Here is a 21300-nt window from a genome sequence, read left to right as displayed (position 1 = left end):
GGTGCGGTAGGCCCCGGCGGCGGTGTGCCCAACCGGCCGGCGCGCGGGGCATCACCGGCCCCGACTCACCCGGTCCGGCCGCGGCGCCCAGCCCCGCCCGTGCAGCCGGGCCCGGTCCCGCAGCACCTTCCCACTGGCCGAGCGCGCCAGTTCGGGCACGACATGGAAGGACTGCGGCACGGCCGCCTCCCGTAGGAACCGCCGGCACCAGGCCGCCAGGTCGGCCCGCTGCAACGCACCGGAGCCGGCCACATGCGCCTCCACCGGGTCCGGGCCCAGCACCACGGCGTCCCGGACATCCCGGTGGGCGAGCAACACCGCCTCGATATCGACCAGATACTCGCCCGAGGAGGTCCGCCCGTCCCGCCCGCGCAGCCGCCAGGCACCCGTCGCCGCATCCCTGGCCACCAGGTCGTGCGTCGGCAGCCAACCGCCGCCCGCCAACGCCGGCCACGGCTCGTACGGGTAGGGCGACGCGGGGACGTACACCTGCAAAGCGCCGGCGACCACCCGGGTACGCACACCGGGCAGCGGCACCCCGATCGCCCCGGGCCCGTACACTCCCGCCAGATCCGTGGCGACGACGCCGGTCTCCGTCGTGCCGTACGCCTGCCCCACCCGGACCCCGTAGCGCCGGGCGAACGCGTCCGCGGTCGCCACCGGCAGCGCGTCGCCGCCGGAGACGGCCAACCGCAGCCGCGGCAGCCGCGTTCCGGCAGGGGCGTTGGCCAACTGGGCGATCTGACGGGGGCCGCCCACCACCACGTCGGCGTCGGCCGCGGCCGCCACGACGGCCGCATCGCCGCCGGACGTCGGGAAGACCACCGTCGCGCCGGTCGCCAACGCGTGCAGCACGCCCCCGATCAACGCGAACGAGCGCGCCACCGGCTCCAGGACCGCCACCCGCTCGCCACCGCGCGGCGCCAACGGCAGCGCACCGACCCGCCGCACCTCCGCCAACAGGGACGACGCGGTGCGCCCCGCGGCCTTGGGCCGACCCGTGGTACCGGAGGAGAACTGCACCACGCAGTGGTCCGTGCGCGCCGGCCGGCCACCCTGCCGGCGCCGCACCAAGACCTCACACTCCGGCGCGAACCGGTCCTCGTCGCCCAGGAGTTCCCCGAGCGTGATCACGAACTGCGGGTCACTGAGCTCCAACAGCGCCCGTCGCTCCGCGCGCGAAACCGACGGCTCCAACAGCACGACCTGCGCACCCAGGGACCACAGCGCGCACACCACCCACAACTGCGTGAAGCTGGGCGTGCCGTGCAGCGCCACCGTGCTCCCCACACGGATGCCGTGGGCGGGCAGCACGCGGGCCAGCCACGCGGTGCGGGCGCGCAACTCCCGGAAGGACACCGCGTCGGCGCCCGCCCGAGCCCACTGCGCACGCGGGTCGCCGGCGGCCAGCAGCCCCCCGCCCCACCAGCCTTCGTCGTTCATCTTCTCTCCAGGCCGCTGCCTCCCCGCCGGTGGTGCCGACCCCTTACGGGAGCGCGGCACCACCGGCACGTACGGCGGCTACTTCTCGACGCAGAACTCGCCGACGGGCCAGCCGACATGGCGCTTGTCGGTGGCGATGTGCCCGAGCAGCAGGTCGCCCTGGGTCAGCTCCGTCACGTTCAGGACCGCCGCGCCCGGGCCCAGCACCCGCACATGCCAGTCGTCCTGCACGATCAGGTTGACCTCGACACCGTCCGGCGAGACCGCCCGGATGCCCAACAGCGGACGCGATTCGAGCTTGATCCGCCCCACCACGATCCGGCGGGTCCGGCCGTCGGCCCCCACCGCCAACACCGCCGAGCCGGCCTTCAACTCGCTCAGGTAGTTGGTGCGGTTGTCCTGACCGAAGACGTACGAGTGCAGTGCACCCGCGTTGACCCGGAACGGGCGCGTCGGCATATAGGGCAGCGGATGGGTCTCGCTTACGCACAGGATGAACCCGTGCGCGTACGAGCCGATGAGCATCCCCTCGTCCTTCTCGAAGTGCGTGCAGGTGTCGATGCACACCCGGTCGCCCAGACCGAGGTGCTCGATCGACTCCACCGTCAGCGTGGTCAGCTCCAGGTCGGGAGTCGCCTCCCGCAGCAGCTCCACGAGCCGGAAGACGTCATTGGCATCGCGCGGGGCCAGCAGGACGCCCTCCGAACCCTTCTCCAGGACGTCGACGATGACCCTCGCCTCCTCCAAGTCCTCTGCCCGGCACACGAGTTGGCCGGGGGACCGGTCAGCGGCCGCGATCACGATCTCCAGCGGGATCTTCGTCGGGTCCTTGAATTGCACCACCGCGTACGGCAGCGCCACCGCCGTCTCGCAGGCCAGGGTCAGCGTGGGATCGTCGACGACGTCCACCAGACCCGCCACGTCCGGCTCGCCCGACTGGTGCCGGGTCCGGAGCCGGTCGAGGCCACCGGTACCGGCGACCTCCCGCAGCACGATCAGCCCGTCCGGGGCCCCTTCGGCCGGCGGTTCGGCGCCGGCCAGGATGCGCTTGACGGTGACCGGGAGCGTGGCGAGCGTGTCGATGTTGTCGTCCACGATGCCGTCGACACGGGCGTGGATGGCCGCGTCGACGACCGCCTCCCGCTGCTCGGCGGGAACGGTACGGAGGTCGATCCAGGCGAACTTCACAGGGCACCTGCCAATTCGGGAGAGGACTCGGACGGGCGCGCGGGACCGCTGCCGTGGACGATCGCGGCCAGGTCCCGGACCACGGACTGGGGTGAGGCACTGGTGAACACCCGGCGGCCCACGGCGAGTCCGGCACAACCGGAGGTCATCGCCGCGCCCGCGAAGGCCGCCAGATCCTCCCCGGACCCACCGCCGCCCGCGACGACGACGGGCAGCGGAGCGGACTGGACCACCTCGGCCATCCGCGCCGCCGGTGCGGCGAGCACCGTCTTGACGATGTCGACGCCGAGATCGGCCGCGACGCTGACGGCGTGCGCCACGAGCTCCGGCCGAGCGGGGTCCGTCACCCGGGGACCCCGGGGGTAGACCATCGCTATCAGGGGCATGCCCCAGCGCTCGCACGCCCCGGCCACGGTTCCCAGGTCGCGCAGTTGCGCGGGCTCGGTGTCCGAACCCAAGTTGACGTGGACGCTCACCGCGTCCGCCCCCAGGCGCAGGCACTCCTCGACATCGCCGACGAGGACCTTGGCGTCCACGTCCGGCCCCACGACGGTGCTCGCGCTCAGATGCACCACGAGCCTGGTGTCCGCCAGCAGACTGGGCGGGATCGTGCGGGCCCTGCCTTTGTGCACCACGACGGCGTCCGCACCGCCCGCCGCGAGGTCCGCCACCAGGCCGGGGAAATCGGCCGCGGGCACGATCGGCCCGTCGGAGACGGAATGGTCCAGTGGGACGAACAGATACCGGCCGTCACCGGGACGGGACAGCCGTGCCAGGCGCAGTGCTCTTCCGGTCAGCGGCATCGATGTCATGACACGCCCCCATTCGTACGCGACAGCTCTGCCTCACGACGGAACTCTCGCAAGGGCCGCTGAAGAATCGAGCCAACCCGAACTCGCGCCCCACGGCGGACGATTGTCTGTAGCCGTTGGCTTGTGGGGCGCTTGACCCGGGAGCGGGCTCCAGAGGGGCGGGCTGGCGCCGCCGCCGGGTGGCGCAACCGCCCGGAGGCCAGGGCACGCGTGAGATGCCCCAAGCACGGGAACCCTGCCCGGGGCCTCACTGGTGAACACGCGGCCAGGTCAGGCCGGCTGGGGCCGACCGGGCGCTTGCCAGGCGCGCATGATTGCCAGGCTGTCCTCGTAGAAGCGGTACCGCGTGATCTGTCCGTCAGTCACCGTCATATGGATGGCGAACCAGCTCTCCATCAGTGCGTTGTTCGCCCTGACCCGGCTCCTGAGGTGCCCGAGCGCCACCGCGTGCTGGTCGTCGGCGAGCACCTGCTCGATGACGAACTCCTCCTTGGCCACGTGGTGGTAGAGCACCGTGAAGAAGTCCGCGACGTCCTCTCGCGTCGAACGCGTACCGAGCCAGGGGACTTCCTCCGCGCCGGGAACGCACCAGTCGACCTTCTCGGCGAAGAGCTCCGCTATCCGGTCGCTGTGGCCGCTCTCCAGCGCTCGCACATACGCCTCCACGGCCTCGCGGGGCGTCCGCTGTTCCGCTGTCATCGTGGGCCTCTCTCCTGCGTTCGTTGGGGACGAGGCGAAGTCGCCACTCGTGGTCGCCCCGTTGGGCGTGACGCTACCAGCTTTTTGGATCGATCAGTACATAACTGGTGGTTGCCTTTCCGGCACCCACGGGGCATGGGGAGTTGGGGGCACAAGGGGGATCAGGGCTGTGCGGAAGGAAAGCGAGGGGCGCGCTTTTCGCGCAGGGCCGTGTAGCCCTCCACGACGTCCGGGCCGAGGAAGGTGAGCATTTCGTAGGCGGCGGACTGGTCGAAGGTGGGGCCGAAGGCGCGCAGCCAGTTGTTGAGGGTGCGTTTTGTCAGGCGGATGGCTTGTTGGGGGCCGGTGGCGAGGCTGTCGGCGATTCTGAGGGCCTCGTCGAGGACTTGGTCGCGGGGGAGGGCCTTGGCGACCATGCCGAGGCGCTCGGCCTCGGCGCCGGTGAGCATCTCGCCGGTCAGCAGGTAGTAGCGGGCCTTGGCCATGCCGACCAGGAGCGGCCAGATGATGGCGGCGTGGTCGCCCGCGGCGACGCCGAGCCTGACGTGCCCGTCGCCGATCTTCGCGTCCTCGGCCGCGATGGCGACGTCGGCGAGCAACGCGGCGACCGTACCGGCGCCCACCGCAACGCCGTTGATCGCGGAAACGATCGGCTTCTCGCAGTTGACGATGTTGTAGACGAGGTCGCTCATCTCGCTGAGCATGTGCGAGACCCGGTCGTAGTCACCGGCCATCCGCTCGACCATCGCCAGGTCCCCGCCGGCGGAGAACGCCCGGCCCGCGCCGGTGATGACGGCGACGCGGGTCTCGGGGTCGGCACCGACGTCGGTCCAGACCCTGGCGAGTTCGGTGTGCATCTGCTCGTCGGCGGCGTTGTACTTCTCGGGCCGGTCGAGGGTGATGAGGAGAACGCCGTTCGGGCGGCGGGAGAAGGCGAGTTGCTCGTACTGCTCGTAGCCATCGAAGGTCACCGGAATCCTCCGTTCGTCGCGGCCCGCGAAGGCCGGTCCAGTTGACGGCCGTAGCCCACCACAGGCAACCACAGTGGTGGTGTGCACAGACAGCGCCGCGGGGACGCCCGGAAGGGGCGTCCCCGCGGTCACCGTGGTGGGTCAGTCGCGCCCGGCGCTCGCCACCGGGTCGTGGGCGAACTCCAGGTGGGTCAGGCCGGGGAGTACGGCGCCGGCCTCGGTCAGGGCGTCCGCCTGGTGGGTCGTGGTGAGGGCCACGACCGTGCAGCCGGCCGCCCGTCCGGACCGGATGCCCGACGGGGCGTCCTCCACCACCAGACAGTCGGTGGGGGAGACCCCGAGGGCCTCGGCGCCGAGCAGGTACGGCGTCGGGTCGGGCTTGCCGCGCGGGCAGTCGTCCGCCGTGACCAGGACCTCAGGGACCGGCAGTCCCGAGGCGGCCAGGCGGTGCCGGGCCAGCGCGGCGGAGCACGCCGTGACGACGGCCCAGCGCTGGCCCCGCGCGGTCAGCGACGCGAGGAGCTCGGCGGCACCCGGCATCGCGGTGCCCGGAGTGGGGTCCTCCTCCTGGATCTGGAGTTGGTAGCGGGCCGCCTGCGCCACCTTGTCCGCGGGCCAGTACGGCCGCACGGTCCGGATCAGGTCGACGGCCGTGTGGCCGTGCAGCAGCCCCTCCAACTCCTCGGGGACCACGTCGTACCGCGCGCACCACAGGTTCCAGGCCCGGTCCACCGAATCGCCCGAGTCGACCAGGGTGCCGTCCAGGTCGAAGAGCACGGCCGCGTAGTCGCGCCCGACGGTGGTGGGACGCAGCACGGTGGCCGTGGCCGCGGCGGGGGTCACGACGCGGCCCCTGCGCCGTCGCGGTACTGCGCGAGGAAGTCTTCCTCCGCGGTGCGCGAGGACGGGTGCGAGACCAGGTCGCGCAGTACGGCGAGCGGGACGGTCACCGCGTCGGCGCCCTGCCGCAGCACCTCGGCCACCTGCTCCGGGGTCTTCACCGAGGCGGCCACCACCTGCGGGGCGGGGCGGGTGCCGCGCACCGCCACCAGGCCGGCCACCAGCGGATCGGAGACCTGAGGGTCCTTCAGGCCGCGGTCGTGGTACGGGATCACGGCATGGCAGCCGAGGGCGAGGGCGGTGATCATCGCCCTGGGCGCCTGGGCGGCCGTCAGCGCCACGCGGGCACCTCGCTGCCGCACGGCGTGGGCCAGGGCCGTACCGGGCGCGGTCGCCATGGCCTTGATGATCACGCGCTCGGGGTCGACGTCGACGGCGCGACGGGCCTCGGCCACCAGATCGTCGCCGTAGGCCCCGGTGGGCTGGTAGCACACCTCACCGGGCACCAACGCCAGCAGCGTGGCGAGGTGTTCGAGGGGCTTGTCGGTTGCCGCCCGCATCAGCTTCGGGTTGGTCGTCGCGCTGGTGACCAGGCCCGACGCCACGGCCTCCTTGACGTCGGCGGGGTCCGCGCTGTCGATCAGCAGGATGCTCATGCCTCCACCTTCCGCTGGGTCTCGAAGCCCTGGGTGACCCAGATACCGCGCCAGGCGTCGGGGTCGGCGGGCAGCCGCAGCTCGATCAGCGCGGGCCCGTCCACGGCCGCGGCCTTGTCGAGTTCGGCCGACAGTCGCTCGACGGCCTCCTCGACGGCCTCGGGGTCACCGCCGACGGGGACCTCCACGGCGGCCGCCGGGATGCCGAACGAGCTGGCCAGCGCGCAGTAGTCGAAGTCCTCGACGTTGTGCAGGAACGGCCGGGTGCCCTCCCCGAACCACTCCGGACCGGAGGCCGCCGACTGCTTGGTCAGCGAGACCGAACGGCCGTTGTTGCACACCAGGTAGGTGATGCGGGGCCGTTCCTGGACCGCGGCCACCAGCCCCTGGAAGGAGTTGGTGAACGCCTGGTCCCCGAGCGTGCACAGCACGTCCGCATCCGGGTTGGCGATGGCGACGCCGGTGGCCAGCGGGATGCCGCCGCCGACGAAACCGCCGTGCCCGCCGAAGACCCGCAGCCCGGGCGGGAAGCCGTCGTAGCCCTCGGAGAGCAGACCGCCGAACATCTGGCTGTCGTCCACCAACACCGGGTTGCGCCAGCAGGAGAGCAGCCCCGCGACGGCGTCGACGATCCGCTGACGGGCCGCGACGACCGGCTCGCGGGCCGGCTCCGGGGTGTGCATCGCCGTGGCGGCCACCTCGGGGCTAAACCACTGCTCCCGCGCGGTGCCCATCTGCTCAAGCCGCGAGGCGATGCCCAGCAGCGCCGCGCCCGGGTCGCCCGGGACCAGCAGGTCGTCGGGGGACAGGTACTCGTTCTTCTCGACCTTGGCCGGGTCGGTGTTCAGCGCGATCTTGCGGCACTCGGGCAGCGGACCGACGACCCGGGGGTAGATGTTGCGGTCCTCGACGGTGACCAACAGGTCGCAGCGGTCCAGCAGTTCGAGGTGGGCCGGGCTGTAGGGGTTGAGCCAGCCCGCGAAGCCGTGCACCTCCTCGCTGCGCAGCCGCTCGAACAGCATCGGGCCGCGGCGGTAGCGGACCTGGAGCACGGCCGCGCCCAGCGCCCGGCTCACCCGGTCCAGGCCCTCGCGCACCCCGTCGTGACGCAGCGCGTAGTCGTCGACCAGGATCACCGGGCGGTCGGCCGTGGCCAGCAACCCCGTGGCCGCGGCGACGACTTCGGTCTCCGGCAGTCCCGGTGCCGGCGGCGTCGGCGCCTCCGCGAGCGCCTCGGCCGGAATCCACCGCTGCTCGGCGACGTCCTGCGGTATGCCGAAGAGCGCCGGCCGGTACGGCGCCTGGCGCACGACCCGGCACGCCTCGCGCAGCCTGGCCACGAACGCTACGGCCGCCGCTGTGGCCGCGTCCCCGGCCGGCACCGCGGGGGCCTGCCACCACCAACTGGTGAACTCACCAATGGCCGCCAGCAGGTTGTCCTCGCCGTGCGGCGGCAGGAACCGCGCGGAGCCGCTGCTCGGCAGCCCCACCAGGAACACCGTGCCGGCCTCGTTGCGCCGCACGTCGGCCACCGCGCCGGCGCCGTTGGTCAGGCCCCGGGCGCCGTGCAGGATCGCGGCGGCCCGGCCGGGGGCGAGGAAGCTGCCGCCGCCCGCCATGAACGCCGACTCCTTGTCGCCGCGCCCGTTGACCATGGCGACGCCCTGGGTCCGGTCGACGGCGTCACACAGGGAGAGTTCACTGGTTCCGGGGTAGCCGAAGACGGTCCGGGTGCCGCTCTGCGCCAGGATCACGGCGACGGCCTCGGCCCCGGTCAGTAACGGAGTGCGGGCCAGCAGACAGTTCACCACGGCGGCGGTCTCGGTCACCGGCCGCTTGAGCACCCCGGCGAGGGTGGCCTCGGCCGCCCGCCGGCCGCCGGCCAGGAGTTGACCCACCAGACGGGCCGCGTCGGGACCCGCCAGTTCCAGCAGCCGGTCGGCGACGGCCTCGGGCTCGGCGGGCTCCGCGGTCGGCAGGTTCCGCAGCGCGGGGTGTTCGGTAACGGGCAGGGGAGTGACAGACATGGAGCCTCTTTCAGCAGTGGGTGGATCGGTCGGCATCGATGCAGCGTCGGAGGTGCTCGTTGGTGAACTTGCCGTGGGGGTCGTAGCCGTGGACGAGGTCCACGAAGTCGGGCAGCTTCGGATAGTGGGAGCGCACCACGTCGGGTGCGGTGGTGTAGACCTTCGCCCAGTGCGGTCGGGCGGCGAACGGGGTGAGGACGTCCTCGACCAGCCGCACCACTGGCAACACCGCGTCGAGGTCGGAGGTCCAGGTGAAGTGGATGCTGACGCTGTCGCGACCCTGGGCGGGGCTGAGCCACAGCCGGTCGGCGGCCACCGTGCGGACCTCGCAGATGTGCAGCACCGGCGCGAGCCGCTCGCGCACCAAATCCAGCGCGCGCAGCGCCGCTGGCGCGTCCTGGGCGGCCAGCAGGTACTCCGACTGGAGCTCGTCGCCCGCGCTGGGCACCGCGTCCGGCCTGAAGTGCGACAGCCGCTCGTGCCAGGGGCCGATGACGCCCAACTGCTGGGTGCAGCAGTCGGCGTCCAGGCCGTCGACCGGGTGCCGGGGGCCGTCCGCGGGCACCGCGGTGAACCAGGGCTCGTGCACCACCGTCGGATCGGGATCGCCGATCCGCTGGTTGATCCACACCTGGGTGAGACGGGGGCCGCGCCAGTCGGTGAACAGGCACACGCTGTAGGCGTCGGCGACCAGCTCCGCGAAGTGCGCGTCCAGCACCTCCAACGGCAGCCCCTCATAGACCCGTTGCCGCATGGCGAACGTCGGCACCAGATCCAGCGTCACGGACGTCACCACCCCCAGCGCCCCCAGATTGACCACGGCGCCCTCGAACTCCCGCGGATGGGTGTCGCGGGCGAGGGTCACCAGGTCGCCGTCGGCGGTCACCAGGTCCAGGGCCGCCACGGAGGTCGACAGGCACCCGTTGCGCACCCCCGAGCCGTGCGTCCCGGTCACCACGGAGCCACCGACCGAAACGTGCGGCAGCGAGGCGAGGTTGGGCAGCGCGAACCCCGCACGCTCCACCGGACCCACCACGTCCGAGTACGGCAGGCCCGCGGCCACCTTCACCGTCGCGGCCCTGGAGTCCACCTCGACGACCGGCGGCAGCGACGTGACCGAGAGAAGCGTCCCCGGGGTGTCGGCGAGGTCGTTGAAGGAGTGCGCCGTGCCCAGGGCCCGCACCTGCCGGCCGCGGGCGACCACGGCTTGCAGCTCGGGCACCGAGGTGGGCGCGACGAACTCCCGCGCGCCAAAGGCGACATTGCCGGACCAGTTGGTCACCGTACGGGGCGGTGTCGCGCTCACGCGGCCGGTCCCTTCGACGGTGCTGCGGTGGTCGGGTCCTCGTCGGTGAGGCGGACGACCACCGCCTCCAACGGGCCGAGCGGCAGCGGCCGGAGTGGAACCGTCGCGCCGGCCCGCCCGTCATGGGTCGACAGCTCGATGCGGCCGGCGGCCGGCAGCTCCACACCGGTGACCGTCACCTCGGCCGGACTCCGCTGGAAGTTCACCGCGACCAGCAGGAGTTCGCCGGCTGCCTGGCGCAGGTAGACGTAGGAGTCGCCGGAGCTGTCCAGTGAGCGGTAGCCGCCGCGCCGCAGCGCCGTCGAGCCGCCGCGGTAGCGGATCAGCCGCCGGTAGAGCGCTAACATCGAGGCGGGGTCGTCCCGTTGTGCCTCGACGTTGGCCCGCCCGGCGTCCGGCCCCGGCGCCAACCACGGCGTCCCGGTGCCGAACCCCTTGCCGGAGGCGTCCCACTGCATCGGGGTGCGCTGACCGTCCCGGCCGTCCACGTCCCGCTCCAGACCGGCTGGCGGGGGCGCGTCCGCCATGCCGATCTCCTCGCCGTAGTAGACGCACGGCGTCCCCGGCAGCGTCAGCATGATGACCGCCGCCGCCCGCGCCGGACCCCAGCCGCCGAAGCGGCTGACCGTCCGCGAGATGTCGTGGGTGGCCAGCGCGTACGTCGGCCAGGAACCGGGCCGCATCGCCGCCAGCAGGCCGTCGACCGTGCGCCGGAACGCCGCGCCCTCCCACGGCTGTTCCCAGAAGGCGATGTGGAAGACCGTGTGCATGCCCTCGCCGCCGAAGTACTCGGCGAGCCGGGCGTCGTCGCTGATCGGCACCTCGCCCAGCACGAACCGGCCCTGCGTCATGGACCCGTCGAGACCGGGATAGGAGTCCAGCACCTCGCGCAGCTCCCGCAGCACGTCGTGCACCTCCGGCAGGTCCAACTGGCGCTGGCGCATCCCGGGCACGCTGACATGGCGACGGGCGAGCGCCAACTCCGGCGGGTTGTCCCGCAACTGCTCGTCCTTGAGCAGCCGGTGGGCCACATCGGCGCGGAACCCGTCCACCCCGCGGTTCAGCCAGAACCGCCACACCTTGCGCATCGCCTCCCGCACGGCGGGCTCGCGCCAGTTCAGGTCCGGCTGCCCGGGGGTGAAGCTGTGCAGGTAGTACTGGCCGGTGGTCGGATCGAGGGTCCAGGCGGGCCCGCACTTCTCGAAGGCGCTGAGCCAGTTGTTGGGCGGGCCGCCGTCCGGCGCCGGATCGGCCCAGATGTACCAGTTCCGCTTGGGGTTGGTGCGGCTGGAACGGGACTCGACGAACCAGGCATGCTCGGTGGAGGTGTGGTTCATCACCAGGTCCACCACGACCCGCAGGCCCCGCCGGTGCGCCTCGACGACCAGCTCGTCGAAGTCGGCGAGCGTGCCGTAGACGGGGTCGACGTCCTGGTAGTCGCTGATGTCGTAGCCGAAGTCGGCCTGCGGGGACGGGTAGAACGGCGAGAGCCAGATCGCGTCGACGCCGAGCGAGGACGAGGTGCCGTCCCGGAGGTGGTCGAGCCGGGAGATGATGCCCCGCAGGTCCCCGATGCCGTCGCCGTTGGAGTCGGCGAAGCTGCGCGGATAGATCTGGTACAGGACCGCCTCGCGCCACCACGGGCCGGGCCCGCCGGTGTCCTGCGGCGGTATCTGAGGGTGCGTGGTCATGCGGGCCCGCCTATCGGTCGACACCGGACATGTCGGGGTAGCGGTCGCCGGCCGCCGCACCGGGCGGGGCCGCCTTGGAGAGCCGCTTCAACTCCTCTGTCGTCAGCCGAAGTTGGCCGGCCGCCACGTTCTCCTCCAGCCGGGCCACGGTCTTGGTCCCGGGGATGGCGAGGACATCCTCGCCCTGGGCGAGCACCCAGGCCAGCGCCAACTGCCCCACACTCACCCCGCGGGCCTCGGCGATCGCGGCGATCTCCCGCACCAGCGCGGCGTTCTGCGACAGGTTCTCCGGCTGGAAGCGGGGCAGCGAACGCCGGAAGTCGTCCTCCCCGAGGTCGTCGAAGGACCGGATGCGGCCGGTGAGCAGGCCCCGACCCAGCGGGGCGTAGGCGATGAAGCCGATGCCCAACTCGCGCAGGGTGCCCAGCAGTTCGCGTTCCGGATCGCGGCTGACCAACGAGTACTCGGTCTGCACGGCGGTCACCGGGGTCACCGCATGGGCCCGGCGCACCGTCTCGGCGGACGCCTCCGACACCGCCAGGTGGCGCACCTTGCCCTCCTGCACCAGCTCCGCCAGCGCGCCGAAGGTCTCCTCGATCGGCGTGTCCGGATCCACCCGGTGCTGGCAGTAGACGTCGATGGTCTCCACGCCCAGCCGCCGCAACGAGCCCTCGCAGGACGCCTTCACGTACTCCGGCGTCCCGTTGACGCCGATCACCCGACCGTCCGGGCCCTTGACGTTGCCGAACTTGGTCATCAGGACCACCCGGTCACGGTTGCCGCGCACCGCCCGCCCGATGAGCTCCTCGTTGGTGTACGGGCCGTACATGTCGGCGGTGTCCAGGACGTTCACCCCGAGGTCCAGCGCCCGGTGAATGGTGCGGATCGACTCCGCGTCGTCCCAGGCGCCGTAGAACTGCGACATCCCCATGCAGCCCAGGCCCTGTTCGGACGTCACCAGCACGTCCCCCGCCGCGTTCTTTCCGAGCTTGCGCATCAGTGCTCCTCCGTGCTGCTGCGTCGTTGTCCGGGCCCCGGCTCGCCGGCCGCCGGCCCCGGGGTGTCCTTGAGGGCGTCCTCGATCAGCTGCGCCCACTGCGTCAGGTGCCGGTCGGGCAGGAACCGCTCCGCCACCCGCTCCCGCGCGCCCGCACCGAGCCGGGCAGCCAGGGCGGGGTCGGTCAGCAGGCGCCGGATCGCCGCCGCGGCCGCCGGAATGTCTCGCGGGTCATCGAGCAACAACCCGTGCCGATCGTCGTCGAGTTGGTCCCGCAGACCGCCGACCGCGCTCGCCACCAACGGCCGGCGCTTCCACATCGCCTCGGTCGCGGTCAGCCCGAACCCCTCGGCCAGGCTCTTCTGCACCACCACCGTCGCGTGCCGCTGCAACGCGTTGACGACCAGGGCGTTCTCCCGCAGGTCGGTCATCGGCAGACAGAGCAACTGACTGCGGCGCCGCAGCGCGTCGGGCAGCTCCCGCCACTGCTGTCGGCACTCCTCGAACAGGGCGGCGGCCTCGGGATCGTCGGCAACGGCCCCACCGACATCGGGACCCGCGAGCGTGAGGTACGCGTTGGCCACCTGGGCCTCGCCGAACGCCCGCAGCACCCCGCCCATGTCCTTGAGCCGGTCCCAGCGCGACACCTGCACCACCATCGGCACCTTCGCCGACGGCGGATCCCCCTCCCGCACCGCGGTCACCGGCCGCCGCACGGTGACCGGCTCGCCCACCGGCACCGGAACGGTCACCGGCAGCGGGCCGCCGTTGGCGAGGATCCCGACGGCACCCAGCACCGTCGTGGCCGTGGTGTCGGTGAGAGCGGTGTTACGCGGTGCGCACGGGTCGATCGACGGCGGGATCACCGTCGGCCGCTTTGCCCACCCGGGCACATGGCGTGGCGTGGAGAACACCATCCGGTCCTCGGGTTCCAGGAAGTGCCGCAGGAACGCCCAACCCTCGGCGGTGTGTCGGTTCGGCCGGTCGCTGCCGATGTGACAGCGCCACACCACACTCGCACCGCATTCCCGGGCCACCCGCACCAGCCCGACCGGCTGCGGATCGTGCACGACCACCACGTCGCCGGGCCGCACCCGGCGCGCCAACTCGACGGCGTTGGCCTCGGTGACCGCACGGAAGTGCGCCAGTTCGGCCGGTCCCAGCGCGCCCGAGTCGCCCTGGATGCCGTACAGCCGCAGGCACAGCCGCTTGGTGATGGCGAAGAACTCGGCATCGCCGTCGATCACCAACCACCGCGTGCCCACCCCGAGCGCCCCGGCCAGCGGACCGAGGCCGTACAGCAGCTCGGCGACCCCGCCACCGGCCGCGGTGGAGTTGAGCTGCCAGACCGTGCGCCCGGCCAGCCGCTTACCGACCCGCTCGGCGACGGAGGCCAACTCGGCGCTGCGCGCCGGGCCGAACGCCTCCTCGTAGGGCTCCAGTTGCACCGGGGGAAGATCGACCTCACGCATCGCGGACCTCCCGCGGCAGCAGCTCGATCACGGCCGGCCCAAAGCGGTCGGCGAGTTCCGCCAGGGTCAAGGCCAGCGCGTTGGGGGAGACCCGTCGCGCCGACACCCCCAACGCCTCGGCCATCCGCACCGGAGACGGCACCTCCCCACCGGGGCGAGCGGAGGGGGCAGCCGTCCCCTCCTCTTCCTCGGCCTCGGCGACCACCAGCACGACCCGCGCCAACTCCCGCCGGGCCACGGCCAACGCGGGCAACCCCTCGGCAAAGGCGGCACCGTCCAACAGACAGAGCACCCGCGCCCCGGGCTCCGCGAGCGCCCGGCCGAGCGCGAAGGGCACCGCACGGTACGGCGCGGCGTCCGCACCGGTCGCATGCCGACCGCCGGTCACGAACACGCTGTGCGGATACGGCCGGGCGACGGCCTCGTGCAGCGCCTCACCGAGGGGGCCGTCGACGGGCACCGGGGCGGGGGCGGCCTCCGGAACCCGGCGCTTTGACGCCTGCCGGCCCAGCGCGGACAACGGGACCCACGGCCGCTCGGCCGCCTCGGGGGAGAGGGTCAACAACACCGGCCCGGACGGCGCGTCGGCGGCGGTTCGCAACGCCTGCCGCAGCGCCGCGGCGAAGGCGTCGGCCGAGACGTCGGCGTCCCGCTCGGACGCCGTCCCGCAGTCGTACCAGGACCGGGCGGGCTGGGGAGTGGCCCGCAACAGGGCGAGCGCGGGCCCGTCGGGCGCCGGGGCGGCCAGCACCAGCGGGGCGGTACCGCTGCCGTGCGCGTCGGCCAACGCCACCGAGGCGCCCAGCAGTTCGGCGTCCGAGGTGAGGACGGCGACGGCCGCGCCGTGCCCCGCCTGGCTCGCGCCCGCGGCCTGGGCCAGCGCGTCCTGGGCGTCCCGGGCCCCGGCCAGGGTGCCCAACCGGGCGAACGCCGCGGCGAGGGCGCCGTCTTCGACGGTGGCGAACCCGCGGCCCGCCCCGGGCGCCCCGCTCTCGCGCGAAGTCGCGAGCGCCACCGCCTCGGCGCCGGTCAGCAGGGCCTGCGCCGGCTCGGGCAGCAGCTTGGCGACCGTGTCGTCCAGCGCGGCGTCGGTGCAGTCGAGCGCCTGGGCCACGGCGGTGGTGAACGCCGTACGCCCCAGGTCCTCGATCCGCCCCAGGACCAACCCGTCGGGTTCCCCGGTCGGGCGGTGCAGCAGGGCGCGGACCATGTCGTCGGCGAGCGGACCCGCGGTCCGGGCCGCCGCGGCGTCGGCCGGCGCGATGCCGAACGCCCGCAGCTGGACGTAGCGCGCGTCCCGCACCACCGCATCCACCACGACATCGGTACCGCTGAGCTCGTCCTGTAGGTCGAAGGGCTCGCCGTCGTCCTGCGTGAGCGTCACCCGCAGCCGGTACCGGCCGGGCTCCGAGGGCACCCGCGCCCGCATGGGCACCCGGTCGTCGTCCCCCGGAGGAATGGACCGGGTGAGCGCGGACCGGAGCGGCTGCGTGGCCACCTCCTTGCCGTCGGCGTCGTACCAGCGGTGGGTGACCCGCACGGGATACGGCGGCGCGGGGGTGAGCAGGGCGCTACCGGTGTTGCGGACGGTACAGGTGAAAGTGATCAGGCTCTTGGGCTCGGCCTCGACGACCGCACCGCCCTCGACCGGGGCGAGGGCCTCCGTAGCCTGGTGCGCGGTGTCCCGCGGCTCGTGTCGGGTGCCCTGCGGCCCGGTGAGCGTCAGGCGGGCCCGGCACTCGTGCGGGGTGAGCCGATCGCCGATCGCCCACAACCGCCGTGGCTGTACGCCGAGTTGGTCGAAGAGCTGCCGCTGAGCCTGCTCGTGAGCCCGGGTGGCGTTGGTGCCGAAGCCGGTCCGGACACCGGCCGCCATCGCGTCGGGCACCAACGCCAGCGCATACACCTCGCGCGCCGTCAGGTCCAACAGCCCGGCCAGGCTCCACCGCTGCCGGTCGACGACCGCCACCGCGGCCGTGGCGACGGACGACGCGGCATGCCGGTGCGGGCTCAGCCCCACGAAGACGTACCGGTCGGTGACGACCAGCCCCCGCGGCCAACCCGGCAGGGTCAGGGCCTGGGTGGGGCGCCGGGTCGCGTCGTCGAACTCCACCAGCTCGCCCGCGGCCGAGTCACAGATCAGCCACGTCCCGTCCTGGTGCCAGGGGTTGTGCGGGGCGCGCAGCCCCTCCAGGACCGGCTCGCCGTTGTCGAGCCTGACCACCCGCCCACTGGCGGGCTTGCCGTTCTCGTCCCAACCCCGGCGCCGCAGGTACTGCCCGAACCCACACACCACCGGCTGCCCGTGGTAGAGCGCCAGGCTGTTGACGTGCCAACTGTCCGGCTCACCCGGCGCGTGCCAACTCCACACCGCCTCGCCGTCCGGACCCACGCACCGGACCTCGTTCTGCATGGTCGCGGCGACGAGGACATTGCGCCCGACGGGCAGCAGGTCGTGCGGGGTGGAGACGTTGTCCAGCCGGTGGTAGCGGCGCACCCCGGTGGTGTCGTAGGTGACGAGCTCGGCCGGACTGCCGTCGGCGCTCCACAGGCACCGGTGGAGCAACCCGTCGTCGCCCAGCACCATCCCGCTGCTGGAGACCCGGTCCACGACCTCGGCACCCTGCGTGCCCCGCCCGATCGCGAACAGCCCGCCGCCGATGGTGTGGTGGGCGTCGAAGCACGACACCAGCAGGGTCTGCCCCTCGGGGACGAAGGAGGGCAGGTCGCCCTCGGCGGCGCTCGGGGCCGCGGCGTTCTCGTTTTCCATGCCCGCTTCCGTCGTCATCGGCCCGCCGCCTCAAGGGAGATGCTCTGCCACCGGGTGCGCCGGGCTCCGCCCAGGAACACCGCCGTCTCGGCCAGCGCCGCCGGGTCGGCCGTCGCCACGGCATGCGCGGACACGTCGTGCTCCGCGCCCAGCCCGTCGAGCTCCGCGGCGGCCCCACGCAGCGCGGCGGACGACTCCGCCGCCACCAGGAGGAACGTTCCGCCGTGGCCCTGCCGAGCCAGCACGTCCAACGCGGCCCCCGTACGATCCGGGCGGCCACCGCCCGCCAGGTCAATCACGAGGTCGAACCCGCCATAGGCGAGGACCGCCTCATGCACCGGATCGGCCTCCCCACCGGACCCGCCCGGCAGCGCGACCACGCGGCGCTCGCCGTACTTCCCACAGATCCGCTCCGCCGCCGCACGGTCCCCGGCGGCCAGCGCGACATGCGCCTCCTGGGCCGCGAGCAACTCGGCGACGGCCGCCGCCTCGGGGCCCGCCTCCGAGGCCCCCAGGACCAGCACCACCTTGCCCGCCAACAGCCCATCCGCCACCTTGAGTTGCGGCTTGAGTCGCATCAGCGGCCAGTACTCGTCGGCGACGCCCTGAGCCTCGGTCAGCGACACATAGCCGCCGACCGCCTCCGTCACCCGGACCACCGTCATCGTCTGCCGGTAGTGGTCCCGCCGCAGCCGGGCCGCCGCGGCGTCCGCGCCCTGGGTGACCACCCCGATCCCGGGCAGCACCACCGCACGGGGCGCATCGCTGCGCCGCCCACCGACCCGGCCCGCCTCCGTGATGTTCTCCTCGTAGTACGACCGGTACCAGGCCCGGTGCCGCTCCACCCCGTCCGCCAGGGCCTGCGCGGTCTGGTGCCCCGGCTCGGTCAACGCGCCGAGAACCAGCGGACGGTAGCCGACGGTGACCAGGTGATCGGGGCACCCCGGCCCCCGCAGACTGGCCAGCGGCCCCTGCACCGACGAAGCGAAGTCCTCGGTCGCCGCACTGCGGTCCACGTGCAACACGGGGCCGCGCTCACCCTCGAAGCAGGCACCGCGCAACGCGGGCAACACCTGAGCGAGCACCGCCTCCGCCCGCTCGTCCGACAACGCGGGCACGGCACGCCCGCCGAGGTCCAGCGGACCACGCGGAATCCGCCCCAGGGCGGCGACCGAACGGGCCACCGCCTCCAGCGAGTTGCGATAGCACTGCTCACTGGTGTCGGCCCAGGTGAACAGGCCGTGATTGGCCAGCAGCACGAAGCGGCAGCGCGGGTTCGCGGCGATCCGGTCGGCCAGCTCGCGGGCCACCCCGATGTCGAACTGCCGGTAGTCGAACCAGATCGCCTCGTCCCCGAACTCCTCCTCGGCCAGCTTGCGGCCCTCGGGGAACGAGGTCAGCGCGATGACCGCGTCGGGGTGACTGTGGTCGACATGCGCCGCCGGGATGAACGCGTGCGTCAACGTCTCTATGCCCGGACGCCGTTGCTCACCGGTGACCCCGCAGGCGACCAGGTGCGTGACCATCTCCTGCACGTCCAGCCGGTCCCGCTCGCGCAGCGTCAGCAACTCGTCCAGCCGCAGCGCGGGAAAGTCCTCGTCGGTCGTGGTGGCGCCGTCACAGCCCCAGGCACTCATCCACAACACCCGGGTCGAGCGCCCGCAATGATCCGTCACCGTCCCCTTGACCGAGAAGTTGCCGCCCCCCTCCTTGGACAGCGCCGACTCGGAACCCACCAGGTGCGAGCGGAATATCGCCTCGTCGCGCCCTGACAGGCCCCGCGCCGCCTCGGGATCCCAACGGTCCTTCGGCAGCGGTAACAGTTCCTCCGGCAACGCGCCCACGCGGCGCCTCCTTCGTGGCTGACTGGCAGAACAATCACGGACCCGACCCACGGGGGCCACGGCCCGAAGTGCACAAGAACTCACGTCAACGGACCGACAAAGTCCGACCAATACCAGGGAAATGATCGAGGGCAGAGGGAAGACGCAGATGAGGAATGAAGTAGGGGGGTGTTAGGGGGGTCCTAGGGGGGTGTGAAAGGCCCGGAGTTTGCGGCCCGTTCATGACGGTCGCAAAACACCGCCGGGCTCTTCGATGAAAAGCGAAGCACACGGTTCCAGACGCCGACAAGCGGCCAACCAGCGCCTAGCGATGTGATCCAGACAGAATAGGCTTGGTGTACCCCCGGAATGCAAAGCGGCCGTGGCGCACCGTGCAACGGGCGTAAATCGGCGGGGCAACGTCCCCTTTCGCAGCTCCACTGCCGGGCACGACACAGATGCGTAACTTACGCGCAGGACCTGCCGTAACGGGGGAGCGCGCCGCCTCGCGGTCCGGGCCCAACTGGCCCTTTCCCCCGGGGTTTCAGCCAAGTCGAAGAGGCGGCCCACCCGGTCGCCATTGACCACGTCGGCGACGGATGTGGATCCTGGGCTGCATGGACCGGTCGAGCGCATTCGATGAGGATGAGTGTGGCGCCTGGCAACATCGGGTTGCCGAACCGTGGACGACTCCCGAATTTTGTCGATGTTGGCCAGGAGCCACCGTCTGGCTGACCGGGCTCCCCAGTTCCGGAAAGACCACCATCGCCCGCGGGGTGGCACAGGAACTGCACGCACGCGGACGGCGCACGGAAATACTCGACGGCGACGAGAACCGGAAGTTGCTGTCCGCGGGGCTGGGATTCGGAAAGGAGGACCGGCTCACGAATGTGCGCCGGGTCGGCCTGATGTCCGAAGTCCTGGCGAGAAACGGGATTCTGGTCCTCGTACCGGTGATCGCCCCCTACACGGTGGCGCGGGCCGAGGTCCGTGCACGCCACACCGCCAGCGATACCGCCTTCCTGGAGGTCCATGTGGACGCCCCACTCGAAGTGTGCCGCGAGCGTGACGTCAAGGGGCTGTACGCCCGCCAGGCCGCGGGTCGACTCTCCGGCCTGACCGGCGTCGACGACCCCTACGAGCCGCCGCTCGCCCCGGAGTTACGCATCGAGACGCACCGCCTGAACATCGACGAATCCGTGGACAGCCTGCTGCTGGCCCTCGCCGAGCGTGGTCTCGCGTGACGGCGGAACCGTCCCGGCCGTCCACGAGTACCGAGGGCCGTGTGCCGGCGGATTCCTCCGGTGCGACGGCGGGATCCCGCACGGCGACAGACACCCGCAGGCCGCCCCAGACCCACGGACCCACCCGGCCGGACTTCCACCGTTGGACGCACCTGGATGCGTTGGAGTCGGAGGCGGTGCACATCTTCCGTGAGGTGGCGGGGGAGTTCGAGCGGCCGGTGATTCTCTTCTCCGGTGGCAAGGACTCGATCCTGATGTTGCATCTGGCGTTGAAGGCGTTCGCGCCGGCGCCGGTGCCCTTCGCGTTGCTGCATGTGGACACCGGTCACAACTTCCCCGAGGTGTTGGAGTACCGCGACACCACGGTGGCCCGCCATGGCCTGCGGTTGCATGTCGCCTCGGTGCAGGACTTCATCGACCGCGGCGAGTTGCGCGAACGCCCTGATGGCACCCGCAACCCCCTGCAGACCGTCCCGCTGCTCGATGCGATCGACTCGCACCGCTTCGACGCCGTCTTCGGGGGCGGCCGCCGCGACGAGGAAAAGGCCCGCGCCAAGGAACGCGTCTTCTCCCTGCGCGACGAGTTCGGTGGGTGGGACCCGCGCCGCCAACGCCCCGAACTGTGGCAGCTCTACAACGGCCGCCACTCCCCGGGCGAACACGTCCGCGTCTTCCCGCTGTCCAACTGGACCGAGTTGGACGTGTGGCAGTACATCGCCCGCGAGAAGATCGAACTGCCCGCCATCTACTACGCCCACCAGCGCGAGGTCTTCGCCCGAGGCGGCATGTGGCTGGCCCCCGGCCCCTGGGGCGGCCCCAGGCAGGACGAGCACCTGCAGGTGCGTCGGGTGCGGTACCGCACGGTGGGGGACATGTCCTGCACCGGCGCGGTCGACTCCGACGCGGACACCATCGATGCGGTCATCGCGGAGATCGCCGCCTCCCGCCTGACCGAACGCGGTGCCACCCGAGCCGACGACAAACTCTCCGAAGCCGCCATGGAAGACCGCAAGCGCGAGGGGTACTTCTAACATGAGCACCACCCACACCACCCCCACCACCCCCGACCCGGTGGGCCTGGGCGCCACCTCGCTGCTGCGCTTTGCCACCGCCGGCTCCGTCGACGACGGCAAATCCACCCTGGTCGGCCGCCTGCTCCACGACTCCAAGTCGGTCCTGACCGACCAACTCGAAGCCGTCGAGCACGCCTCCCGCAACCGCGGCCAACACGCCCCGGATCTGGCCCTGTTGACCGATGGGCTGCGCGCGGAGCGGGAACAGGGCATCACCATCGATGTCGCCTACCGCTACTTCGCCACCCCCCGCCGCCGCTTCATCCTGGCCGACACCCCCGGCCACGT

17 protein-coding genes are annotated in these 21300 nt (G+C 72.3%); 3 read left to right on the top strand and 14 right to left on the bottom strand.

From position 1 onward, the window contains the following. Positions 1–51: 51 nt before the first annotated feature. From ACFVFQ_RS34330 to ACFVFQ_RS34265, 14 genes are all read right to left on the bottom strand, one after another. Positions 52–1443, bottom strand: coding sequence for a class I adenylate-forming enzyme family protein (locus ACFVFQ_RS34330; RefSeq protein WP_383423725.1), 1392 nt, complete (start codon positions 1441–1443; stop codon positions 52–54). Positions 1444–1521: 78 nt separating this feature from the next. Beyond that, the gene (locus tag ACFVFQ_RS34325; protein ID WP_383423723.1) at positions 1522–2631 is read right to left on the bottom strand and encodes a 3-dehydroquinate synthase II family protein; all 1110 of its coding nucleotides are present in this window, start codon (positions 2629–2631) and stop codon (positions 1522–1524) included. Then, positions 2628–3434 (bottom strand): 2-amino-3,7-dideoxy-D-threo-hept-6-ulosonate synthase, encoded by an 807-nt coding sequence (locus tag ACFVFQ_RS34320; RefSeq protein WP_383423779.1) that lies wholly within the window; start codon positions 3432–3434, stop codon positions 2628–2630. The genes ACFVFQ_RS34325 and ACFVFQ_RS34320 overlap by 4 nt, the downstream gene beginning before the upstream one ends. Positions 3435–3713: 279 nt before the next feature. Continuing rightward, entirely contained in the window at positions 3714–4142 is a 429-nt protein-coding gene (locus tag ACFVFQ_RS34315; RefSeq protein ID WP_383423721.1) for a nuclear transport factor 2 family protein, read from the bottom strand. Positions 4143–4303: 161 nt separating this feature from the next. Continuing rightward, the gene (locus ACFVFQ_RS34310; protein WP_383423719.1) at positions 4304–5113 is read right to left on the bottom strand and encodes an enoyl-CoA hydratase/isomerase family protein; all 810 of its coding nucleotides are present in this window, start codon (positions 5111–5113) and stop codon (positions 4304–4306) included. Positions 5114–5254: 141 nt separating this feature from the next. Next, the gene (locus ACFVFQ_RS34305; protein ID WP_383423717.1) at positions 5255–5956 is read right to left on the bottom strand and encodes an HAD-IA family hydrolase; all 702 of its coding nucleotides are present in this window, start codon (positions 5954–5956) and stop codon (positions 5255–5257) included. Then, the gene (locus tag ACFVFQ_RS34300; protein ID WP_383423715.1) at positions 5953–6609 is read right to left on the bottom strand and encodes a transaldolase family protein; all 657 of its coding nucleotides are present in this window, start codon (positions 6607–6609) and stop codon (positions 5953–5955) included. Before ACFVFQ_RS34300 ends, ACFVFQ_RS34305 begins: the two co-directional genes overlap by 4 nt. Beyond that, positions 6606–8636 carry a thiamine pyrophosphate-dependent enzyme gene (locus tag ACFVFQ_RS34295; protein ID WP_383423713.1) on the bottom strand — a complete coding sequence of 677 codons (2031 nt, stop codon included), beginning with the start codon at positions 8634–8636 and terminating at the stop codon, positions 6606–6608. Before ACFVFQ_RS34295 ends, ACFVFQ_RS34300 begins: the two co-directional genes overlap by 4 nt. A 10-nt stretch (positions 8637–8646) precedes the next feature. Further along, entirely contained in the window at positions 8647–9942 is a 1296-nt protein-coding gene (locus tag ACFVFQ_RS34290; protein ID WP_383423711.1) for a D-arabinono-1,4-lactone oxidase, read from the bottom strand. Continuing rightward, positions 9939–11633 carry an alpha-amylase family glycosyl hydrolase gene (locus tag ACFVFQ_RS34285; protein WP_383423708.1) on the bottom strand — a complete coding sequence of 565 codons (1695 nt, stop codon included), beginning with the start codon at positions 11631–11633 and terminating at the stop codon, positions 9939–9941. The genes ACFVFQ_RS34290 and ACFVFQ_RS34285 overlap by 4 nt, the downstream gene beginning before the upstream one ends. A gap of 10 nt (positions 11634–11643) precedes the next feature. Continuing rightward, positions 11644–12630 carry an aldo/keto reductase gene (locus ACFVFQ_RS34280; RefSeq protein WP_383423706.1) on the bottom strand — a complete coding sequence of 329 codons (987 nt, stop codon included), beginning with the start codon at positions 12628–12630 and terminating at the stop codon, positions 11644–11646. Then, a complete protein-coding gene (locus ACFVFQ_RS34275) occupies positions 12630–14102 on the bottom strand; it encodes a glycosyltransferase (RefSeq protein ID WP_383423704.1) in 1473 nt (490 codons plus the stop codon). The genes ACFVFQ_RS34280 and ACFVFQ_RS34275 overlap by 1 nt, the downstream gene beginning before the upstream one ends. Next, complete coding sequence (locus ACFVFQ_RS34270) at positions 14095–16872, bottom strand: DUF4915 domain-containing protein (RefSeq protein WP_383423702.1); 2778 nt, start codon at positions 16870–16872, stop codon at positions 14095–14097. The genes ACFVFQ_RS34275 and ACFVFQ_RS34270 overlap by 8 nt, the downstream gene beginning before the upstream one ends. A 14-nt stretch (positions 16873–16886) precedes the next feature. After that, positions 16887–18716, bottom strand: a complete 1830-nt coding sequence (locus ACFVFQ_RS34265; protein ID WP_383423700.1) for a class II aldolase/adducin family protein — start codon at positions 18714–18716, stop codon at positions 16887–16889. 596 nt (positions 18717–19312) lie between these two features. On the opposite strand from ACFVFQ_RS34265, the gene cysC reads away from it, so the two are divergent. The 3 genes from cysC to ACFVFQ_RS34250 all read left to right on the top strand — a co-directional run. Beyond that, entirely contained in the window at positions 19313–19939 is a 627-nt protein-coding gene (cysC, locus tag ACFVFQ_RS34260; RefSeq protein ID WP_383423698.1) for an adenylyl-sulfate kinase, read from the top strand. Between the two features lie 152 nt (positions 19940–20091). Beyond that, a complete protein-coding gene (gene cysD, locus ACFVFQ_RS34255) occupies positions 20092–20970 on the top strand; it encodes a sulfate adenylyltransferase subunit CysD (RefSeq protein ID WP_383423777.1) in 879 nt (292 codons plus the stop codon). Between the two features lies 1 nt (position 20971). Then, on the top strand, positions 20972–21300 hold a 329-nt coding region (locus ACFVFQ_RS34250; protein ID WP_383423696.1), incomplete at its 3' end, for a GTP-binding protein.

The sequence above is a fragment of the Streptomyces sp. NPDC057743 genome, assembly GCF_042798755.1.
Classification (GTDB): domain Bacteria; phylum Actinomycetota; class Actinomycetes; order Streptomycetales; family Streptomycetaceae; genus Streptomyces.
This window is presented reverse-complemented; position numbering and strand designations above follow the sequence as displayed.